Origin of the sequence: Streptococcus pasteurianus, from assembly GCF_004843545.1 — a bacterium.
Taxonomy (GTDB): Bacteria; Bacillota; Bacilli; order Lactobacillales; family Streptococcaceae; genus Streptococcus; species Streptococcus pasteurianus.
Genome location: NZ_CP039457.1, coordinates 702,282 through 718,223 on the forward strand (window position 1 = coordinate 702,282; position 15,942 = coordinate 718,223).

Here is a 15,942-nt window from a genome sequence, read left to right on the forward strand (position 1 = left end):
ATGAAACATTTTACTATTCGTGATTTTGCGCAAGTAGCGCTTGTTGCTGCACTTTATATTGTGTTGACAGTCACACCGCCTTTAAATGCCATTTCTTATGGTGCTTATCAGTTCCGTGTTTCGGAAATGTTAGCGTTTATGGCATTTTATAATCGTAAGTATATTGTTGGGCTGACGCTTGGTTGTATGATTGCCAATTTGTACAGCTTTGGTTTAATTGATGTCTTTGTTGGTGGTAGCCAAACGTTTGTTTTTCTAACATTAGGTGTTGTTTTATTTGACCGTTATAAGGAGCAATATTTATTTAACGGCTTATTTAACAAAGCATTCTTTTACTTTTCATTATTGTTTTCGGCTTCAATGTTTACTATTGCGCTAGAATTATATTATGTTGGTGGTTCACCATTTTTGATGACTTGGTTTACATCAGCAGTAGGCGAACTTGCTTCGCTATTGATTGGTGCTATTATCATGGACAAACTTGGAAAACGTATTGATTTAACCGTATGATAGATTAAAAACTTCCTTTTTAGGGAGTTTTTTATTTAGTAAAATTCTTAAAAAATAGTTAGCTTTTTTAGAGAGCATTTTTTACCAGATATGTTAAAATAGTAATATGAAAAAACGTATTCAAGAATTGGTTGATGAGCTCAACCAGTACCGAAAAGAGTATTACACAGAGGACCAACCAACGGTCTCAGATAGCGAATATGACAAGCTTTATCGCGAGTTAGTCGAGCTTGAAAAAGCTCATCCAGAGTTGATTTTGCCAAATAGTCCAACGCAAGAAGTGGGTGGGCTTGTTTTAGATGGTTTTGAAAAATATCAGCATGAAACGCCGCTTTATAGCTTGCAAGATGCTTTTTCACGTGAGGAATTAGAGGATTTTGACCGTCGTGTGAAAGCTGAATTTCCCAATGCCTCTTACATGGCAGAGCTGAAAATTGATGGTTTGTCAATTTCACTAGTTTATGTTGATGGTGTGTTGCAAGTCGGTGCCACTCGTGGTGACGGCTCAGTTGGTGAAAATATCACTGAAAATGTCAAACGTATCAAGGACATTCCTCATAAGTTGGCACAGCCACTTAACATTACAGTTCGTGGTGAAGCTTATTTGCCAAAGACGTCATTTGATAAAATCAATGAGGAACGTCGTGATAGTGGTCAGACAGAATTTGCGAATCCGAGAAATGCGGCTGCAGGGACATTACGTCAGTTAAATACAGTAGTTGTTGCTAAGCGAAATTTGGCAACATTTCTTTATCAAGAAGTGGCATCAACTAGCATGACAACGCAAAATGATGTTTTGGAAGAATTGTCTCGCTATGGTTTTTCGGTTAATCCGCGACGTATCACGACATCTTCAATGGCAGACATCTGGAAATTTATTCAAGAAGTAGCCGCTGAGCGTGATAATTTACCATACGATATTGACGGTATTGTTATTAAGGTCAATAGTCTTGCTATGCAAGAAGAACTTGGTTTTACGGTTAAGGCGCCCCGTTGGGCAATTGCTTATAAATTTCCAGCTGAGGAAAAAGAAGCAGAAATTCTTTCGGTTGATTGGACTGTTGGACGTACTGGGGTGGTGACACCAACCGCTAATCTTAGCCCTGTTCAGTTAGCAGGAACAACGGTTAGCCGTGCGACTTTGCATAATGTGGATTACATTGCTGAAAAAGATATTCGCATTGGCGATACGGTCATCGTCTATAAGGCGGGAGATATTATTCCAGCAGTGCTACATGTTGTTGATAGCAAACGTGGTAAGCAAGTACCAATGCCGATTCCTGAAAACTGTCCGTCTTGTGGTAGTGAGCTGATTCATTATGAAGATGAAGTGGCTTTACGTTGTATCAATCCGCTTTGCCCAAGTCAAATTCAAGAACGTTTAACGCATTTTGCTAGCCGTGATGCCATGAATATCACAGGTTTAGGACCTTCTATCGTTAAGAAACTTTTCAAAGCAGAATTGGTTCATGATGTCGCAGACATTTACCAATTAACGGTGGAAGATTTGCTAAGCTTGGATGGCTTTAAGGAAAAATCTGCTGAGAAACTTTACAATGCCATTCAGGTTTCTAAGGAAAATTCAGCTGATAAATTGCTTTTTGGACTGGGAATTCGTCATGTCGGTGCCAAGGCTAGTCGTCAATTGTTGGAAGTTTTTGAAACGATTGATCAGTTGGTTGCTGCGGATGCTGACAGCATTGCTAGTATCGACGGTTTGGGAACAGTTATTGCTAACTCATTGCGCAGCTATTTTGCCAAAAAAGAAGCGACAGAGCTCTTGCATGAATTGAAAAATGCAGGTGTCAACTTTGCTTATCTTGGTAAAAAAGTTTCAAAAGATGCTCAATTAGCAGGTTTAACAGTTGTTTTGACTGGAAAATTGGAACGTTTAACGCGAAACGAAGCAAAAGAAAAACTGCAAGATTTAGGAGCAAAAGTGACCAACAGCGTGTCCAAAAAAACGGACATTGTTGTCGCAGGCACAGATGCAGGTTCAAAATTGACCAAAGCCCAAGCTTTAGGAATTGATGTCCGCGATGAAGCTTGGTTAGAAAGTTTATAAATAAGTTGAGGTATCTTTATGGCTAAGAAACAAAAACGTGCACGTTTAATCTACAATCCAACTTCAGGTCAGGAAATCATGAAGAAAAACGTGGCAGAAGTGCTAGATGTTTTAGAAGGTTTTGGTTATGAAACATCAGCTTTTCAGACAACACCAGAGCCAAATTCTGCTCGTGATGAGGCTAAACGTGCTGCAGAAGCTGGATTTGATTTGGTGATTGCTGCTGGTGGTGACGGTACAATCAACGAAGTTGTCAATGGGATTGCTCCGCTTTCTAATCGACCTCAAATGGCTATTATTCCGACAGGAACGACCAATGATTTCGCGCGTGCTCTAAAAATTCCACGTGGTAATCCAGTTGAAGCCGCTAAGATTATTGGTAAAAGTCAAATTATTCAAATGGATATTGGTCAAGCGCGTGAAGATACGTATTTCATCAATATTGCTGCCGCAGGCTCATTCACAGAATTAACATATAGTGTGCCAAGCCAATTAAAGACAATGTTTGGTTATTTGGCTTATTTGGCAAAAGGTGTTGAATTGCTACCAGGAATTCGTACGGTTCCTGTTCGTATTAAACACGAAAAAGGCACTTTTGAAGGCGATGTTTCAATGATTTTCGCTGCTATTACCAATTCAGTTGGTGGTTTTGAACAAATTGCGCCAGATGCTAAGCTAGACGACGGAAAATTTACTTTGATTTTGATTAAAACAGCTAACTTGATTGAAATTTTGCGTTTGATTCGTTTGGTATTAGACGGTGGAAAACACATTGGTGACAAACGTATCGAGTATATTAAGACTGATTTCTTGGAAATCGAACCGTTATCTGATAAGAAGATGATGATTAATTTGGACGGTGAATACGGTGGTGATGCCCCAATTAAACTCCGTAATCTCAAAAATCACATCACATTTTTTGCTAATACAGATGAAATTTCAGATGATGCACTTGTTTGGAATCAAGAAGATTTAGCTTTGGAAGCTATTGCCCAAAAATTCACACAGGAAGTCGATGAGCTTAATTCAGAGGAATAGAAATTGAGTGCGAACCTATGAAAAATACAGTTATCGTTCATTATCATAGCTAATATGGCAATTATTTTGACTATAGTTTGTGGAAATGGATTGACTTTTATGAAGGGACAGACAGTCAATTCTTAGGATTTAATAATCTTGGTTTAGTGGGAAATTAACAATCGATAGTCCGTTCTTTTTGGAGCACATTGTATGTAATTGTCAAAAATGATAATTCTTTTATCAAGACAAGAGACTTTAGAATTCAACGCAATAGTGGAGTTCCTAAAAGTTATGGATTGTGGAGAGTGATGATACGCTTTATTGTTCACGTTAAATGGCAATTACCAGCCATTATTATAGTCATCGTGATAGCCGTGCTTTTGATATGGCAATGAATTATCAGTATGTTTATCAGTACTAAAAAAACGGAGTTTCCTCTCTAGGCACTAACAGCAGCTATTGATTGTATTGATTCTGTTGACCCAGAATATGTCCTTATTCTATTTGGTGACCATATTTACAAGATTGACTATGATGATATGCTTCGGACACATAAAGATAATTTAGTCGGTTTGACCGTTGCGGTTATTGAGGTAGCGCTTAAAGAAGCAAATTGTTTTGGTATTATGAACACAGACTCAAACGACCGGATTGTTGAATTTGAAGAAAAACCAGAACATTCAAAATCTACTAAAGCATTTTTGGAAAGCTAATATGGAATATATTTGTGAAGACAATATTGTACCACCAAACTTTATCACTGAGTAAGCCAGCGTAAAAAATTCCCTCGTTGTTAATGGCTGCTTTGTCTCAGAAAAAGTTAATCATTCTATCCTCTCAACGAATATTCAGGTTAAGAAAGATGCTGAAATACCTGTTTTTTAATCATAAGTGGCGTAATTATTGGTGAAGGGACTAAGATAAAATGTGCAATCGGTGATGGTATTGAAATTAATGGTATAGGTAAAGAAGTATAAATTGTTGGTTATGATGTGGGGGCCAAATGAAAATTAATAAATGTACTGCGATTTTGGGAAATACAGTGGGATATCATGATATGTCAACGTTAATTAAGTAGCATTTATGCGATTTTCTGTGGTCAAAATATTCGTTTTGTTTTTGCCCCTATCAGAAGTAGTCGTGAATGGGGAATTAATTCCTTGTTAAGCCACTATTTCCTAGGATTTTACAATAATAGTAATGATAGTAAATTTGTAGACAAAGATTACTATGAACAAGTTTTGACTTACCAGAAACGCTCTAGCAGTGACCAAACAGCTTACATGAACTGTGAAGAAATCTCTGTTCTGAAAAATTCAATAATAAAACTAATGGTATTGCTCAATGCCGTTGGACACAAATCACAGACCAATCACTTTCTAAAACCATTGATAAATGGATTGGCAGAGTGATATCCATGAACTGCGTAAGCTTAATGGTCTTGTCAACAATCCAGAGGTTTTAAATGATTTTCATCACACTAGAATAGGAAGAAAAACCTAATAAAGAAGCGATTTTGCTCGTTTCTTTATTTTTATTTTAAAAAACTAAACAAAGGTTAAGAATGAAATAGAAAAACGTTTCCAAAATTTGCGATTTCATTGACAATTTCCTAAAATAGGACTAAAATAACGAGGTAAAAAATTTTAAAAGGAGATTCAAATCATGTTGAATTTAAAAATCTTAGCACTTGGTATCGCCGTACTAGGGGTTAGTCTTGGTGAAGGTATCCTCGTTGCCAACATCGCTAAATCTGCTGCACGTCAACCAGAAATGTACAGCAAATTGCAAACCCTTATGATCATGGGGGTAGCCTTTATTGAAGGTACTTTCTTCGTTCTTCTTGCATCAACATTCTTCGTTGGTTAAACCTAACAAAGAATCTATAAAAAGAAGGAGGGGTAGAGTTGGAAACATCTGTAAATCCAACAGCGCAATTCTTTGGTATTGAGTTCGACTTGACCATTCTCGCGATGTCTCTCTTGACGGTGCTAGTAGCCTTTGTTCTTATTTTTTGGTTCAGCCGCAATATGCAACTAAAACCAAAAGGAAAACAAAATGTTTTAGAGTGGGTATATGAGTTCGTTCAAGGAATCATTAGACCTAATCTTGGACGTTATACTAGCAATTACGGTCTCCTCTTCTTTGGATTGTTCTTTTTCTTATTGATTGCCAATAACATAGGTTTACTTACAAAACTTGAAGTCGGTGACTATAACCTTTGGTCATCTCCAACTTCAAACGCTGCCTACAACTTTGGATTAGCATTGCTGATTGCTGTTGTTGTCCATGTTGAAGGTATTCGTAAGAATGGTATCAAAGAATACCTAAAAGAATATTTATCTCCAACACCAGTAATGTTGCCGATGAACATTCTCGAAGAATTTACCAATGTTATCTCATTAACATTACGTTTGTATGGTAATATTTTTGCGGGTGAAATTGTGTTGAGCTTGCTTGTGCAATTTGCACACTACAATATCGTAGCTGTACCATTTGCATTTATTTTAAATATGCTTTGGACAGGGTTCTCAATTTTCATCTCAGCAATCCAAGCTTACGTATTTGTAATGTTGTCATCAACTTATGTTGGTAAAAAAGTAAATCACGAAGAAGAATAATAAGAAAGGAGAAAGTATATTATGTCAACTCTTATCAATAGTACAAGTCTTGGTAACATTATTATCGTAACTGGCTCTTTTCTTCTCTTGCTTGTTCTCATTAAAATTTTTGCTTGGGAACAATTAACAGGAGTTTTCAAAGCTCGTGAAGAAAAAATCTCTAACGATATTGATGGCGCAGAAGCTGCTCGTGAAAAAGCAGAAGCATTAGCTGCTAAACGCCAAGAAGAGTTAGCTGGCGCTCGTACAGAGGCAACACAAATTATTGATGATGCCAAAGAAACAGGTAAAAATCAAGAGGCTAAAATCGTTGCAGAAGCACGTGAAGAAGCAAACCGCTTGAAAGCTAAAGCTAATCAAGATATTGAACAAAGTAAAGCAGAAGCTCTTTCAAGTGTTAAGAGTGATGTTGCTGATTTGACTGTTCTTTTAGCAGAAAAAATCATGACAACTAACCTTGACAAAGAAGCTCAAAGCAATCTCATTGATAGCTATCTTGACAAGCTAGGAGATGCCTAATGGATAAAAAGACACAAGCTCTTGTTGAGCAATATGCGAAAAGTCTCGTAGAAATTGCTATTGAAAAAGACAGTTTAGCTGAACTCCAATCAGAAACAGAAGCCTTGTTGTCTGTTTTTGAAGAGACAAACTTAGCTAACTTTTTGTCAAGTTTAGTCGTTTCACGTGATGAAAAAGTAAAACTTGTTAGGTTACTTCAAGAGTCTAGTTCAGTATATATGAACAATTTTCTTGAGGTAATTTTACAAAACGAACGAGAAGCGTTCCTAAAAGATATTTTAGAAGGTGTTCAAAAAGATTTTGTTATTGCAACTAATCAACACGACATTGTTGTGACAACGGCGGTAGCTTTAACAGATGAACAAAAAGAACGTATTCTAGCTTTGGTTGCTGAAAAAATCGGTGTTAAAGTTGGAAAACTCGTTGAAAACATTGACGAATCAATCCTCGGTGGATTTATCATTAATGTTAACAATAAAGTAATCGACACAAGCATTCGTCGTCAATTACAAACATTTAAAATGAATTTGAAATAGAAAGTGGTGTGACTTTTGGCAATTAATGCACAAGAAATTAGCGCTTTAATTAAAAAGCAAATTGAAAACTTCCAGCCAAATTTTGACGTCACAGAAACTGGTGTAGTCACTTATATCGGTGATGGTATTGCCCGTGCTCGTGGACTTGATAATGCCATGAGTGGAGAACTTCTCGAATTTTCAAATGGTGCCTTCGGTATGGCTCAAAACCTTGAGTCTAATGACGTTGGTATCATTATTCTTGGAGATTTTTCTACAATTCGTGAAGGTGATGAAGTTAAACGTACTGGTAAAATCATGGAAGTGCCAGTAGGTGAAGCTCTTATTGGTCGTGTTGTAAACCCACTTGGTCAACCAGTGGATGGTCTTGGAGATATCAAGACAACTGCAACTCGTCCAGTTGAAACACCTGCACCAGGTGTTATGCAACGTAAATCAGTTTCTGAACCACTCCAAACTGGTCTTAAAGCGATTGATGCTTTGGTTCCAATTGGACGTGGTCAACGTGAATTAATCATCGGTGACCGTCAAACAGGTAAAACATCTGTTGCGATTGATGCAATTTTGAACCAAAAAGGACAAGATATGATTTGTATCTATGTTGCTATTGGTCAAAAAGAATCAACTGTTCGTACACAAGTTGAAACACTTCGTAAATACGGTGCCCTTGATTACACAATCGTTGTGACAGCCTCAGCTTCACAACCTTCTCCATTACTTTACATCGCTCCGTATGCCGGTGTTGCAATGGCAGAAGAATTTATGTATAACGGAAAACATGTATTGATCGTTTATGATGATCTATCAAAACAAGCAGTAGCTTATCGTGAACTCTCACTTCTTCTTCGTCGTCCACCAGGACGTGAAGCTTACCCAGGTGATGTTTTCTATCTTCACAGCCGCTTGCTTGAACGTTCTGCGAAAGTTTCTGATGCACTTGGTGGTGGTTCTATCACAGCCCTTCCATTTATTGAAACACAAGCTGGTGATATTTCAGCTTACATCGCAACAAACGTGATTTCTATCACTGATGGACAAATCTTCTTGCAAGAAAATCTTTTTAACTCAGGTATTCGTCCTGCGATTGATGCTGGTTCTTCAGTGTCACGTGTTGGTGGTTCAGCACAAATCAAAGCAATGAAGAAAGTTGCTGGTACCCTTCGTCTTGACTTGGCTTCTTACCGTGAACTTGAAGCCTTTACACAATTCGGTTCTGATTTGGATGCAGCAACACAAGCTAAACTTAATCGTGGACGTCGTACAGTTGAAGTGCTTAAACAACCTGTTCACAAACCACTTCCTGTTGAAAAACAAGTTGTGATTCTTTATGCACTTACTCATGGTTTCTTGGATGATGTGCCAGTTAATGACATTTTAGCATTTGAAGAAGCTTTGTATGATTACTTTGATGCACATTACGAATTAATCTTTGAAACTATCCGTACAACCAAAGATTTACCAGAAGAATCTGTCTTAGATGCAGCTATTAAAGCCTTTAAAGATCAGTCAGAATTCAAATAAGAGGGAGGTAGCATATGGCAGGCTCTCTTAGTGAAATCAAAGGGAAAATTATTTCAACTCAGAAAACAAGTCATATCACTGGTGCCATGCAAATGGTATCAGCTGCAAAATTGACTAAATCTGAGCAAGCAGCACAAGATTTCCAAATCTATGCTTCAAAAATTCGCCAAATTACTACGGATTTATTGAAATCAGAACTTATTAACGGTTCAAAAAATCCAATGTTAGCCGCACGTCCAGTTAAAAAAACAGGTTACATTGTGATTACATCTGATAAAGGACTTGTTGGTGGGTATAATTCTAAAATCTTGAAAGCTATGATGGATCTTATTCAAGAATATCATGCTGAAGATGATAATTATGCTATTATTGCCATCGGTGGTATCGGAGCAGATTTCTTTAAAGCACGTGGTATGAATGTTGTATTTGAATTGCGTGGTTTGGAAGATCAGCCATCATTTGAACAAGTCGGAAATATCATTTCAAAATCTGTTGAAATGTATAAAAACGAATTGTTTGATGAATTATATGTATGTTACAATCACCATGTGAACAGCTTGACAAGTCAAGTTCGTGTCCAACAAATGCTTCCAATTGCAGAATTAGATGCTGATGAAGCGGCAGAAGAAGGGACAACTGGTTTTGAGTTAGAACCAAGTCGTGAATTGATTTTGGAACAACTCTTACCACAATATACTGAAAGTCTCATTTATGGTGCCATTGTTGATGCGAAAACCGCTGAACATGCAGCTGGTATGACAGCTATGCAGACAGCGACTGATAATGCTAAAAACATTATCGCTGACTTAACGACACAATATAACCGTGCTCGTCAAGCAACCATCACAAATGAAATTATTGAAATTGTAGCAGGTGCTAACGCACTAGAATAAAAGTGAGTATTTCGTTTACTCACTAAAACAGGATTGAATTCCTAAAAAATCTAAAAGGAGAAAAACATGAGCTCAGGCAAAATTGCTCAGGTTGTTGGTCCAGTTGTTGACGTTGCGTTTGCAGCTGGGGAAAAATTACCTGAGATTAATAATGCATTGATTGTTTATAAAGATAGCGATAAATCTCAAAAGATCGTTCTTGAAGTTGCTCTTGAACTTGGTGACGGTCTTGTACGTACTATTGCTATGGAATCAACTGATGGGCTTACACGTGGATTAGAAGTTTTTGATACTGGTCGTGCGATTAGTGTACCAGTTGGTAAAGAAACTTTGGGGCGTGTGTTCAACGTTCTTGGGGAGACTATTGACCTTGATGAACCATTTGCTGAAGACGCACCACGTGAACCAATCCACAAAAAAGCACCAGCTTTTGATGAATTATCAACATCATCAGAAATCCTTGAAACAGGTATCAAAGTTATTGACCTTCTTGCACCGTACTTAAAAGGTGGTAAAGTCGGACTTTTCGGTGGTGCCGGTGTTGGTAAAACCGTTCTTATCCAAGAATTGATTCACAACATTGCCCAAGAACACGGTGGTATTTCAGTGTTTACTGGTGTTGGGGAACGTACACGTGAAGGTAATGACCTTTACTGGGAAATGAAAGAATCTGGCGTTATCGAAAAAACAGCCATGGTCTTTGGCCAAATGAATGAACCACCTGGAGCACGTATGCGTGTTGCCCTTACTGGTTTGACTATTGCTGAGTATTTCCGTGATGTTGAAGGACAAGACGTGCTTCTCTTCATTGATAACATCTTTCGTTTCACTCAAGCGGGTTCTGAAGTATCAGCCCTTCTTGGTCGTATGCCGTCAGCCGTTGGTTACCAACCTACATTGGCAACTGAAATGGGGCAATTGCAAGAACGTATCACATCAACTAAAAAAGGTTCTGTTACATCAATCCAAGCCATCTATGTGCCAGCCGATGACTACACTGACCCAGCGCCAGCAACAGCATTCGCTCACTTGGATTCAACAACTAACCTTGAACGTAAGTTGACTCAAATGGGTATCTACCCAGCTGTTGATCCTCTTGCTTCAAGCTCACGTGCCCTTGCACCAGAAATTGTTGGTCAAGAACACTATGAAGTGGCAACAGAAGTACAACGCGTCCTTCAACGTTACCGTGAATTGCAAGATATCATTGCAATCCTTGGTATGGATGAATTGTCTGACGAAGAAAAAACATTGGTTGGACGTGCCCGTCGTATCCAATTCTTCTTGTCACAAAACTTCAACGTTGCCGAACAATTTACAGGTATGCCTGGTTCATACGTACCAGTTGCTGAAACTGTTCGTGGCTTTAAAGAAATCTTGGAAGGAAAATACGATGATTTTCCAGAAGATGCTTTCCGTAACGTAGGTCCAATCGAGGATGTAGTTGAAAAAGCTAAGAAAATGAATTACTAATGAGGTGATACCATGACATATATGACTGTTCAGGTAGTAACACCAGATGGTATCCGCTATGATCACCATGCTAATTTTATTTCAGTAAAAACACCGGATGGTGAAATGGGGATTTTGCCAGAACACATTAACCTCATTGCTCCGCTTACTGTCCACGAAATGAAGATTCGTCGTATTGATTATGAGAATCACGTGGATTGGGTGGCTATCAACGGTGGTATTATTGAAGTGAAAGACAATCTTGTGACAATTGTTGCAGACTCTGCAGAACGTGAACGTGATATTGATGTTAGCCGTGCAGAACGTGCTAAGATTCGCGCAGAACGCAAATTGGAACAAGCTCAAAGTACTCACGATATTGACGAAGTACGCCGTGCACAAGTTGCGCTTCGTCGTGCTTTGAACCGTATCAGTGTTGGTAATAAATAATAAAAAGTCAGCTTTGCTGGCTCAGATTGAAGAAAAAGTCCATTTTGGATATTTTTCTTCAATCTTTTTTTCTTTTTGTTAAAAAATAAAAAACCTTAGGAACACCGTTATATCAGCATTTCTAAGAGTTTATTCAAATCGATAGATACACTCTAAATTTACAATATTTATACTGCTGAGAGGGTTTGTCTACGCTCTGAGTCAGCTTTGCTGGCTTTTTTTGTTATGAGAAGCAAATTTTGCTATAATAAGACTATGGAAATTTTAAATAGTACTGTGACCATTTTGTGTCATTTGATATTCATTGCGATGACGCATCAATTGCTTCGTCAATTGTTTGATTGGTCTAAAATCATTAAAAATTCAGCGGAAAACGTTGGACAACTAAAAGTATTTATCTTGTTTTTTAGCATTGCTATTGGTTATCTCGTCAGTCATTTTTTCCTAGAAATCATTACAATGAGTCAAACTCTTTTCTTGAGTTTTCAATAAAAGCAATAATTTGTAAACTATGATATAATTTTAGGTATTATAATATAAGAATGGAGTTCGTTTTGGATAAAATTATTATTGAAGGTGGTAATACACGTTTGCAAGGAGAAGTAGTGATTGAAGGGGCTAAAAATGCTGTTCTTCCACTCTTGGCTGCAACAATTTTACCTGAGGAAGGAAAGACAATTTTAACCAATGTTCCAATCCTTTCAGATGTTTTTACGATGAATAATGTTGTCCGTGGGTTAAATATTCAAGTTGATTTTGATGAAGCTAACAATAAAATCGAAGTGGATGCTTCTGGTGATATTTTGGATATTGCTCCTTACGAGTATGTTAGTAAGATGCGTGCTTCAATCGTTGTTTTAGGACCAATTTTAGCACGTAATGGACACGCTAAGGTTTCAATGCCTGGTGGTTGCACGATTGGTAGCCGCCCAATTGACCTTCACCTTAAAGGTTTGGAAGCAATGGGAGCTAAGATTACGCAATCTGGTGGTGATATTACGGCGACTGTTGATGGTAAACTTAAAGGAACAACTATCTATATGGATTTTCCGTCTGTTGGAGCTACACAAAACTTGATGATGGCTGCAACTTTAGCAGATGGTGTTACCACTATTGAAAATGTGGCACGTGAGCCAGAGATTGTTGATTTAGCAATGCTTCTTAATAAAATGGGAGCAAACGTTAGAGGTGCAGGTACAGAAACATTAACTATTACTGGCGTTGATAATCTTCATGGTACAGACCACGATGTTGTTCAAGATCGCATTGAAGCGGGCACTTTTATGGTGGCAACAGCAATGACATCAGGAAATGTTCTTATCAAGGATGCTATCTGGGAGCACAACCGTCCATTGATTTCAAAGTTGATTGAGATGGGGGTTACTGTTATTGATGAAGAGGACGGTATTCGTGTGATTGCTGATACATCAAAATTGAAACCTGTAACAGTTAAGACACTTCCCCACCCAGGTTTTCCAACAGATATGCAGGCACAGTTCACAGCATTAATGTCAGTTGTAGATGGTGAATCAACGATGATTGAAACAGTCTTTGAGAACCGCTTCCAACATTTAGAAGAAATGCGTCGTATGGGCTTGCAATCAGAAATTCTACGAGATACAGCCATGATTCATGGAGGTAAAGAACTTCAAGGGGCACCAGTAATGTCAACTGATCTTCGTGCAAGTGCTGCTCTGATTTTGACAGGAATGGTTGCTAGAGGAACAACAACTGTTGGGAAGTTGGTTCACCTTGATCGTGGGTATTATAAATTCCATGAAAAATTGGCTGAGCTAGGTGCAAATATTAAACGCGTAAGTGAGGCTTAAAAATGACAAGTGGCTGGAAATACGTTGCCAAACAATTTGTTCTTATTCTGGTAATAGCTCTTTTGTCTTGTTTATTTTTGGCAATTGGTTTGATGATTGGTTATAGTGTCATTGGTGAAGGTAAAAATCCGTTTGCGATTTTATCTTTGGATAAATGGCAATCGATTATTGGAAAATTTACTGGAAATTAATAAGGTTTATTTTAGTGATTGTCTTAGGAACAATTATTATTTAGAAGTGGGATAATCGGCTTTATGATTTGAAATAAAGTAACGGTTTTTCCGCTTTTTTGATGAAAGGAAATTATGGCAAAGAAATCAAAATTGTCTAAACAGATAAAATCCCTGCTGTCTTTGGTGATTTTGTTAGTTGGGATTGGTACTGGTTGGGTGACGATATCAGATTCGAACGACCCGCTCAATCAAGTCGTTTCGTTAATTACTGGTGATTCCTCTTCTGAAATAACATCAAATCAATCGGGTTCTGATTCAGCAACGCCAACACAAGCTTTAGCAGAGACGGTATTAACAGATAGTGTCAAAGAGCAGTTGGGAACAAATATAGAATGGAATGGTGCGGGAGCCTATATTATCAATAATAATCAAACCTCTCTAAATGCAAAAGTTTCAAGTCAACCTTACGCCAACAACAAAACGAAAACGGTGCAAGGTCAGACCGTTCCAACGGTTGCTAATGCTTTGCTAAGTAAGTCAACTCGTCAATACAAAAGTCGTGAGGAGACTGGAAATGGCTCAACGTCTTGGAAGCCAGCTGGTTGGCATCAAGTTCAAGACCTTTCAGGGACTTATAGCCATGCGGTAGATCGTGGTCATTTGCTTGGCTATGCTTTGGTTGGTGGTCTAAAAGGCTTTGATGCGTCAACAAGCAATCCTGACAATGTGGCAACACAGACTGCCTGGGCAAACGAGGCAAATTCGGAAAGTTCAACTGGTCAAAATTACTATGAATGCCTTGTCCGCAAAGCTCTTGACCAAAATAAACGAGTTCGTTACCGTGTTACCTTGATTTACGATGGAGACAATCTTTTAGCAAGTGGCACGCATTTGGAAGCCAAATCATCCGATGGTAGTCTAGAATTTAACGTCTTTATTCCAAATGTGCAAAGCGGACTAACATTTGATTATTATTCAGGTCAAGTTAGTGTGAATTGATTTATTCAATCTTGTCAAATGGCTAAAAATTTGCTAGAATGGGTTATAAATTGAATAGTGTCTTATGAGATTAGTAACCTTATGGCAGTTTTACAGGGAATGGAAGCCGTGACTGGAAGCTTCCTAGATGAAAGTTTGGCGAATTCACTCATGTTAAAGACGATAAATTAAGGTCTGCTAGTCAGATAAAAAACGGATGGTACCGCGTGTCAACGCTCCGCTATTGGAGTGTGGCACGTTTTTTCGTTTAAAAACATTTAGGGTCTTACCCAAGGAAGGAATTTTAATGGATTTACAAGCGCAGTTAGAGGAATTAAAATCATCTACGCAAGCTAAATTGGCTGAAATGCGTGGAAACAATGCAAAAGAACTTCAAGAATTACGTGTGCAAGTTCTTGGGAAAAAAGGATCATTGACAGAATTATTGAAAGGTTTGAAAGATCTTTCTAAAGAAATGCGTCCAGTTGTCGGAAAACAAGTCAATGAAGTCCGTGATGTTTTGACAAAAGCTTTCGAAGAACAAGCTAAAATTGTTGAAGCCGCTAAAATCCAGGCACAACTAGAATCAGAAAGTTTGGATGTGACACTTCCAGGACGTCAAGTTAACCTTGGTAACCGTCATGTCTTGACGCAAACAAGTGAAGAAATCGAAGATATTTTCCTTGGTATGGGATTCCAAGTTGTTGATGGTTACGAAGTAGAATCTGACTATTATAACTTTGAGCGTATGAATTTGCCAAAAGACCACCCAGCGCGTGACATGCAAGATACGTTCTACATTACTGAAGAAATCTTGCTTCGTACGCACACAAGTCCTGTGCAAGCACGTACACTTGATAAACACGACTTTTCTAAAGGTCCTTTGAAAATGATTTCACCAGGGCGTGTTTTCCGTCGTGACACAGATGATGCGACTCACAGCCACCAATTCCACCAAATCGAAGGTCTTGTTGTTGGGGAAAACATTTCTATGGGTGACCTAAAAGGAACGCTTGAAATGATTATCAAGAAAATGTTTGGTGAAGACCGTAAAATTCGTCTTCGTCCATCATACTTCCCATTTACTGAACCATCAGTAGAAGTTGACGTCTCATGCTTCAAATGTGGTGGTAAAGGATGTAACGTATGTAAGAAAACTGGTTGGATTGAAATCCTTGGTGCTGGTATGGTACACCCTCGCGTTTTGGAAATGTCTGGTGTTGATTCTGAAAAATATTCTGGCTTTGCTTTTGGTCTTGGTCAAGAACGTATCGCAATGCTTCGCTATGGTATCAATGATATCCGTGGTTTCTATCAAGGCGATGTCCGTTTCTCAGAACAATTTAAATAAAACGAGATAACCGAAAAACGATTG

The 15,942-nt window shown here is 38.2% G+C and carries 16 protein-coding genes and 3 pseudogenes; all 19 read left to right on the plus strand.

Translation table 11 applies throughout. The features are described 5' to 3' along the window. The 19 genes and pseudogenes from E8M05_RS03820 (at position 1) to pheS (ending at position 15,918) form a co-directional block, all read left to right on the plus strand. Positions 1 to 510: a QueT transporter family protein gene (locus tag E8M05_RS03820; protein ID WP_003064061.1), complete on the plus strand. Its 510-nt coding sequence runs from the start codon at positions 1 to 3 to the stop codon at positions 508 to 510. Between the two features lie 106 nt (positions 511 to 616). Next, the gene (gene ligA / locus E8M05_RS03825) at positions 617 to 2,575 is read left to right on the plus strand and encodes an NAD-dependent DNA ligase LigA (protein ID WP_136596408.1); all 1,959 of its coding nucleotides are present in this window, start codon (positions 617 to 619) and stop codon (positions 2,573 to 2,575) included. 18 nt (positions 2,576 to 2,593) lie between these two features. After that, positions 2,594 to 3,613 (plus strand): diacylglycerol kinase family lipid kinase, encoded by a 1,020-nt coding sequence (locus E8M05_RS03830; protein WP_136596409.1) that lies wholly within the window; start codon positions 2,594 to 2,596, stop codon positions 3,611 to 3,613. A 425-nt stretch (positions 3,614 to 4,038) separates the two neighbouring features. Beyond that, positions 4,039 to 4,572: pseudogene (locus tag E8M05_RS03840) on the plus strand (sugar phosphate nucleotidyltransferase); the annotation flags it as partial. 26 nt (positions 4,573 to 4,598) lie between these two features. Continuing rightward, positions 4,599 to 4,890 (plus strand): annotated as a pseudogene (locus E8M05_RS03845) (glucose-1-phosphate adenylyltransferase subunit GlgD); the annotation flags it as partial. Between the two features lie 14 nt (positions 4,891 to 4,904). Beyond that, a pseudogene (locus tag E8M05_RS03850) lies at positions 4,905 to 5,080 on the plus strand (glycogen/starch/alpha-glucan phosphorylase); the annotation flags it as partial. 180 nt (positions 5,081 to 5,260) lie between these two features. After that, on the plus strand, positions 5,261 to 5,464 hold the full coding sequence (locus E8M05_RS03855) for a F0F1 ATP synthase subunit C (RefSeq protein ID WP_003064078.1): 204 nt from the start codon (positions 5,261 to 5,263) through the stop codon (positions 5,462 to 5,464). 38 nt (positions 5,465 to 5,502) lie between these two features. Further along, positions 5,503 to 6,216, plus strand: a complete 714-nt coding sequence (gene atpB / locus E8M05_RS03860; protein WP_003064080.1) for a F0F1 ATP synthase subunit A — start codon at positions 5,503 to 5,505, stop codon at positions 6,214 to 6,216. A gap of 21 nt (positions 6,217 to 6,237) precedes the next feature. Further along, positions 6,238 to 6,735, plus strand: a complete 498-nt coding sequence (atpF, locus tag E8M05_RS03865) for a F0F1 ATP synthase subunit B (RefSeq protein ID WP_003064082.1) — start codon at positions 6,238 to 6,240, stop codon at positions 6,733 to 6,735. Next, on the plus strand, positions 6,735 to 7,271 hold the full coding sequence (locus E8M05_RS03870; protein WP_003064083.1) for a F0F1 ATP synthase subunit delta: 537 nt from the start codon (positions 6,735 to 6,737) through the stop codon (positions 7,269 to 7,271). The genes atpF and E8M05_RS03870 overlap by 1 nt, the downstream gene beginning before the upstream one ends. 15 nt (positions 7,272 to 7,286) lie before the next feature. Beyond that, positions 7,287 to 8,792 carry a F0F1 ATP synthase subunit alpha gene (gene atpA / locus E8M05_RS03875; protein ID WP_003064086.1) on the plus strand — a complete coding sequence of 502 codons (1,506 nt, stop codon included), beginning with the start codon at positions 7,287 to 7,289 and terminating at the stop codon, positions 8,790 to 8,792. A gap of 14 nt (positions 8,793 to 8,806) precedes the next feature. Then, entirely contained in the window at positions 8,807 to 9,685 is an 879-nt protein-coding gene (locus tag E8M05_RS03880) for a F0F1 ATP synthase subunit gamma (RefSeq protein ID WP_003064089.1), read from the plus strand. A 66-nt stretch (positions 9,686 to 9,751) separates the two neighbouring features. Then, positions 9,752 to 11,158, plus strand: a complete 1,407-nt coding sequence (gene atpD / locus E8M05_RS03885; protein WP_003064092.1) for a F0F1 ATP synthase subunit beta — start codon at positions 9,752 to 9,754, stop codon at positions 11,156 to 11,158. A 12-nt stretch (positions 11,159 to 11,170) separates the two neighbouring features. Further along, positions 11,171 to 11,587 (plus strand): F0F1 ATP synthase subunit epsilon, encoded by a 417-nt coding sequence (locus E8M05_RS03890; RefSeq protein ID WP_003064095.1) that lies wholly within the window; start codon positions 11,171 to 11,173, stop codon positions 11,585 to 11,587. A gap of 255 nt (positions 11,588 to 11,842) precedes the next feature. After that, a complete protein-coding gene (locus E8M05_RS03895) occupies positions 11,843 to 12,079 on the plus strand; it encodes a DUF1146 family protein (RefSeq protein WP_003064099.1) in 237 nt (78 codons plus the stop codon). A 62-nt stretch (positions 12,080 to 12,141) separates the two neighbouring features. Continuing rightward, entirely contained in the window at positions 12,142 to 13,416 is a 1,275-nt protein-coding gene (murA, locus tag E8M05_RS03900; protein WP_041974287.1) for a UDP-N-acetylglucosamine 1-carboxyvinyltransferase, read from the plus strand. A 2-nt stretch (positions 13,417 to 13,418) separates the two neighbouring features. Next, positions 13,419 to 13,607: a DNA-directed RNA polymerase subunit beta gene (locus E8M05_RS03905; RefSeq protein ID WP_003064103.1), complete on the plus strand. Its 189-nt coding sequence runs from the start codon at positions 13,419 to 13,421 to the stop codon at positions 13,605 to 13,607. Positions 13,608 to 13,721: 114 nt separating this feature from the next. Continuing rightward, positions 13,722 to 14,588 (plus strand): DNA/RNA non-specific endonuclease, encoded by an 867-nt coding sequence (locus E8M05_RS03910; protein WP_003064105.1) that lies wholly within the window; start codon positions 13,722 to 13,724, stop codon positions 14,586 to 14,588. A gap of 286 nt (positions 14,589 to 14,874) precedes the next feature. Beyond that, complete coding sequence (gene pheS, locus E8M05_RS03915) at positions 14,875 to 15,918, plus strand: phenylalanine--tRNA ligase subunit alpha (RefSeq protein WP_013642932.1); 1,044 nt, start codon at positions 14,875 to 14,877, stop codon at positions 15,916 to 15,918. Positions 15,919 to 15,942 lie beyond the last annotated feature (24 nt).

Coding starts and splice junctions, on each gene's coding strand:
- E8M05_RS03820 (WP_003064061.1), top strand. CDS start 1: ATGAAACATTTTACTATTCGTGATTTTGCGCAAGTAGCGCTTGTTGCT.
- ligA (WP_136596408.1), top strand. CDS start 617: ATGAAAAAACGTATTCAAGAATTGGTTGATGAGCTCAACCAGTACCGA.
- E8M05_RS03830 (WP_136596409.1), top strand. CDS start 2,594: ATGGCTAAGAAACAAAAACGTGCACGTTTAATCTACAATCCAACTTCA.
- E8M05_RS03855 (WP_003064078.1), top strand. CDS start 5,261: ATGTTGAATTTAAAAATCTTAGCACTTGGTATCGCCGTACTAGGGGTT.
- atpF (WP_003064082.1), top strand. CDS start 6,238: ATGTCAACTCTTATCAATAGTACAAGTCTTGGTAACATTATTATCGTA.
- E8M05_RS03870 (WP_003064083.1), top strand. CDS start 6,735: ATGGATAAAAAGACACAAGCTCTTGTTGAGCAATATGCGAAAAGTCTC.
- E8M05_RS03880 (WP_003064089.1), top strand. CDS start 8,807: ATGGCAGGCTCTCTTAGTGAAATCAAAGGGAAAATTATTTCAACTCAG.
- atpD (WP_003064092.1), top strand. CDS start 9,752: ATGAGCTCAGGCAAAATTGCTCAGGTTGTTGGTCCAGTTGTTGACGTT.
- E8M05_RS03890 (WP_003064095.1), top strand. CDS start 11,171: ATGACATATATGACTGTTCAGGTAGTAACACCAGATGGTATCCGCTAT.
- E8M05_RS03895 (WP_003064099.1), top strand. CDS start 11,843: ATGGAAATTTTAAATAGTACTGTGACCATTTTGTGTCATTTGATATTC.
- E8M05_RS03905 (WP_003064103.1), top strand. CDS start 13,419: ATGACAAGTGGCTGGAAATACGTTGCCAAACAATTTGTTCTTATTCTG.
- E8M05_RS03910 (WP_003064105.1), top strand. CDS start 13,722: ATGGCAAAGAAATCAAAATTGTCTAAACAGATAAAATCCCTGCTGTCT.
- pheS (WP_013642932.1), top strand. CDS start 14,875: ATGGATTTACAAGCGCAGTTAGAGGAATTAAAATCATCTACGCAAGCT.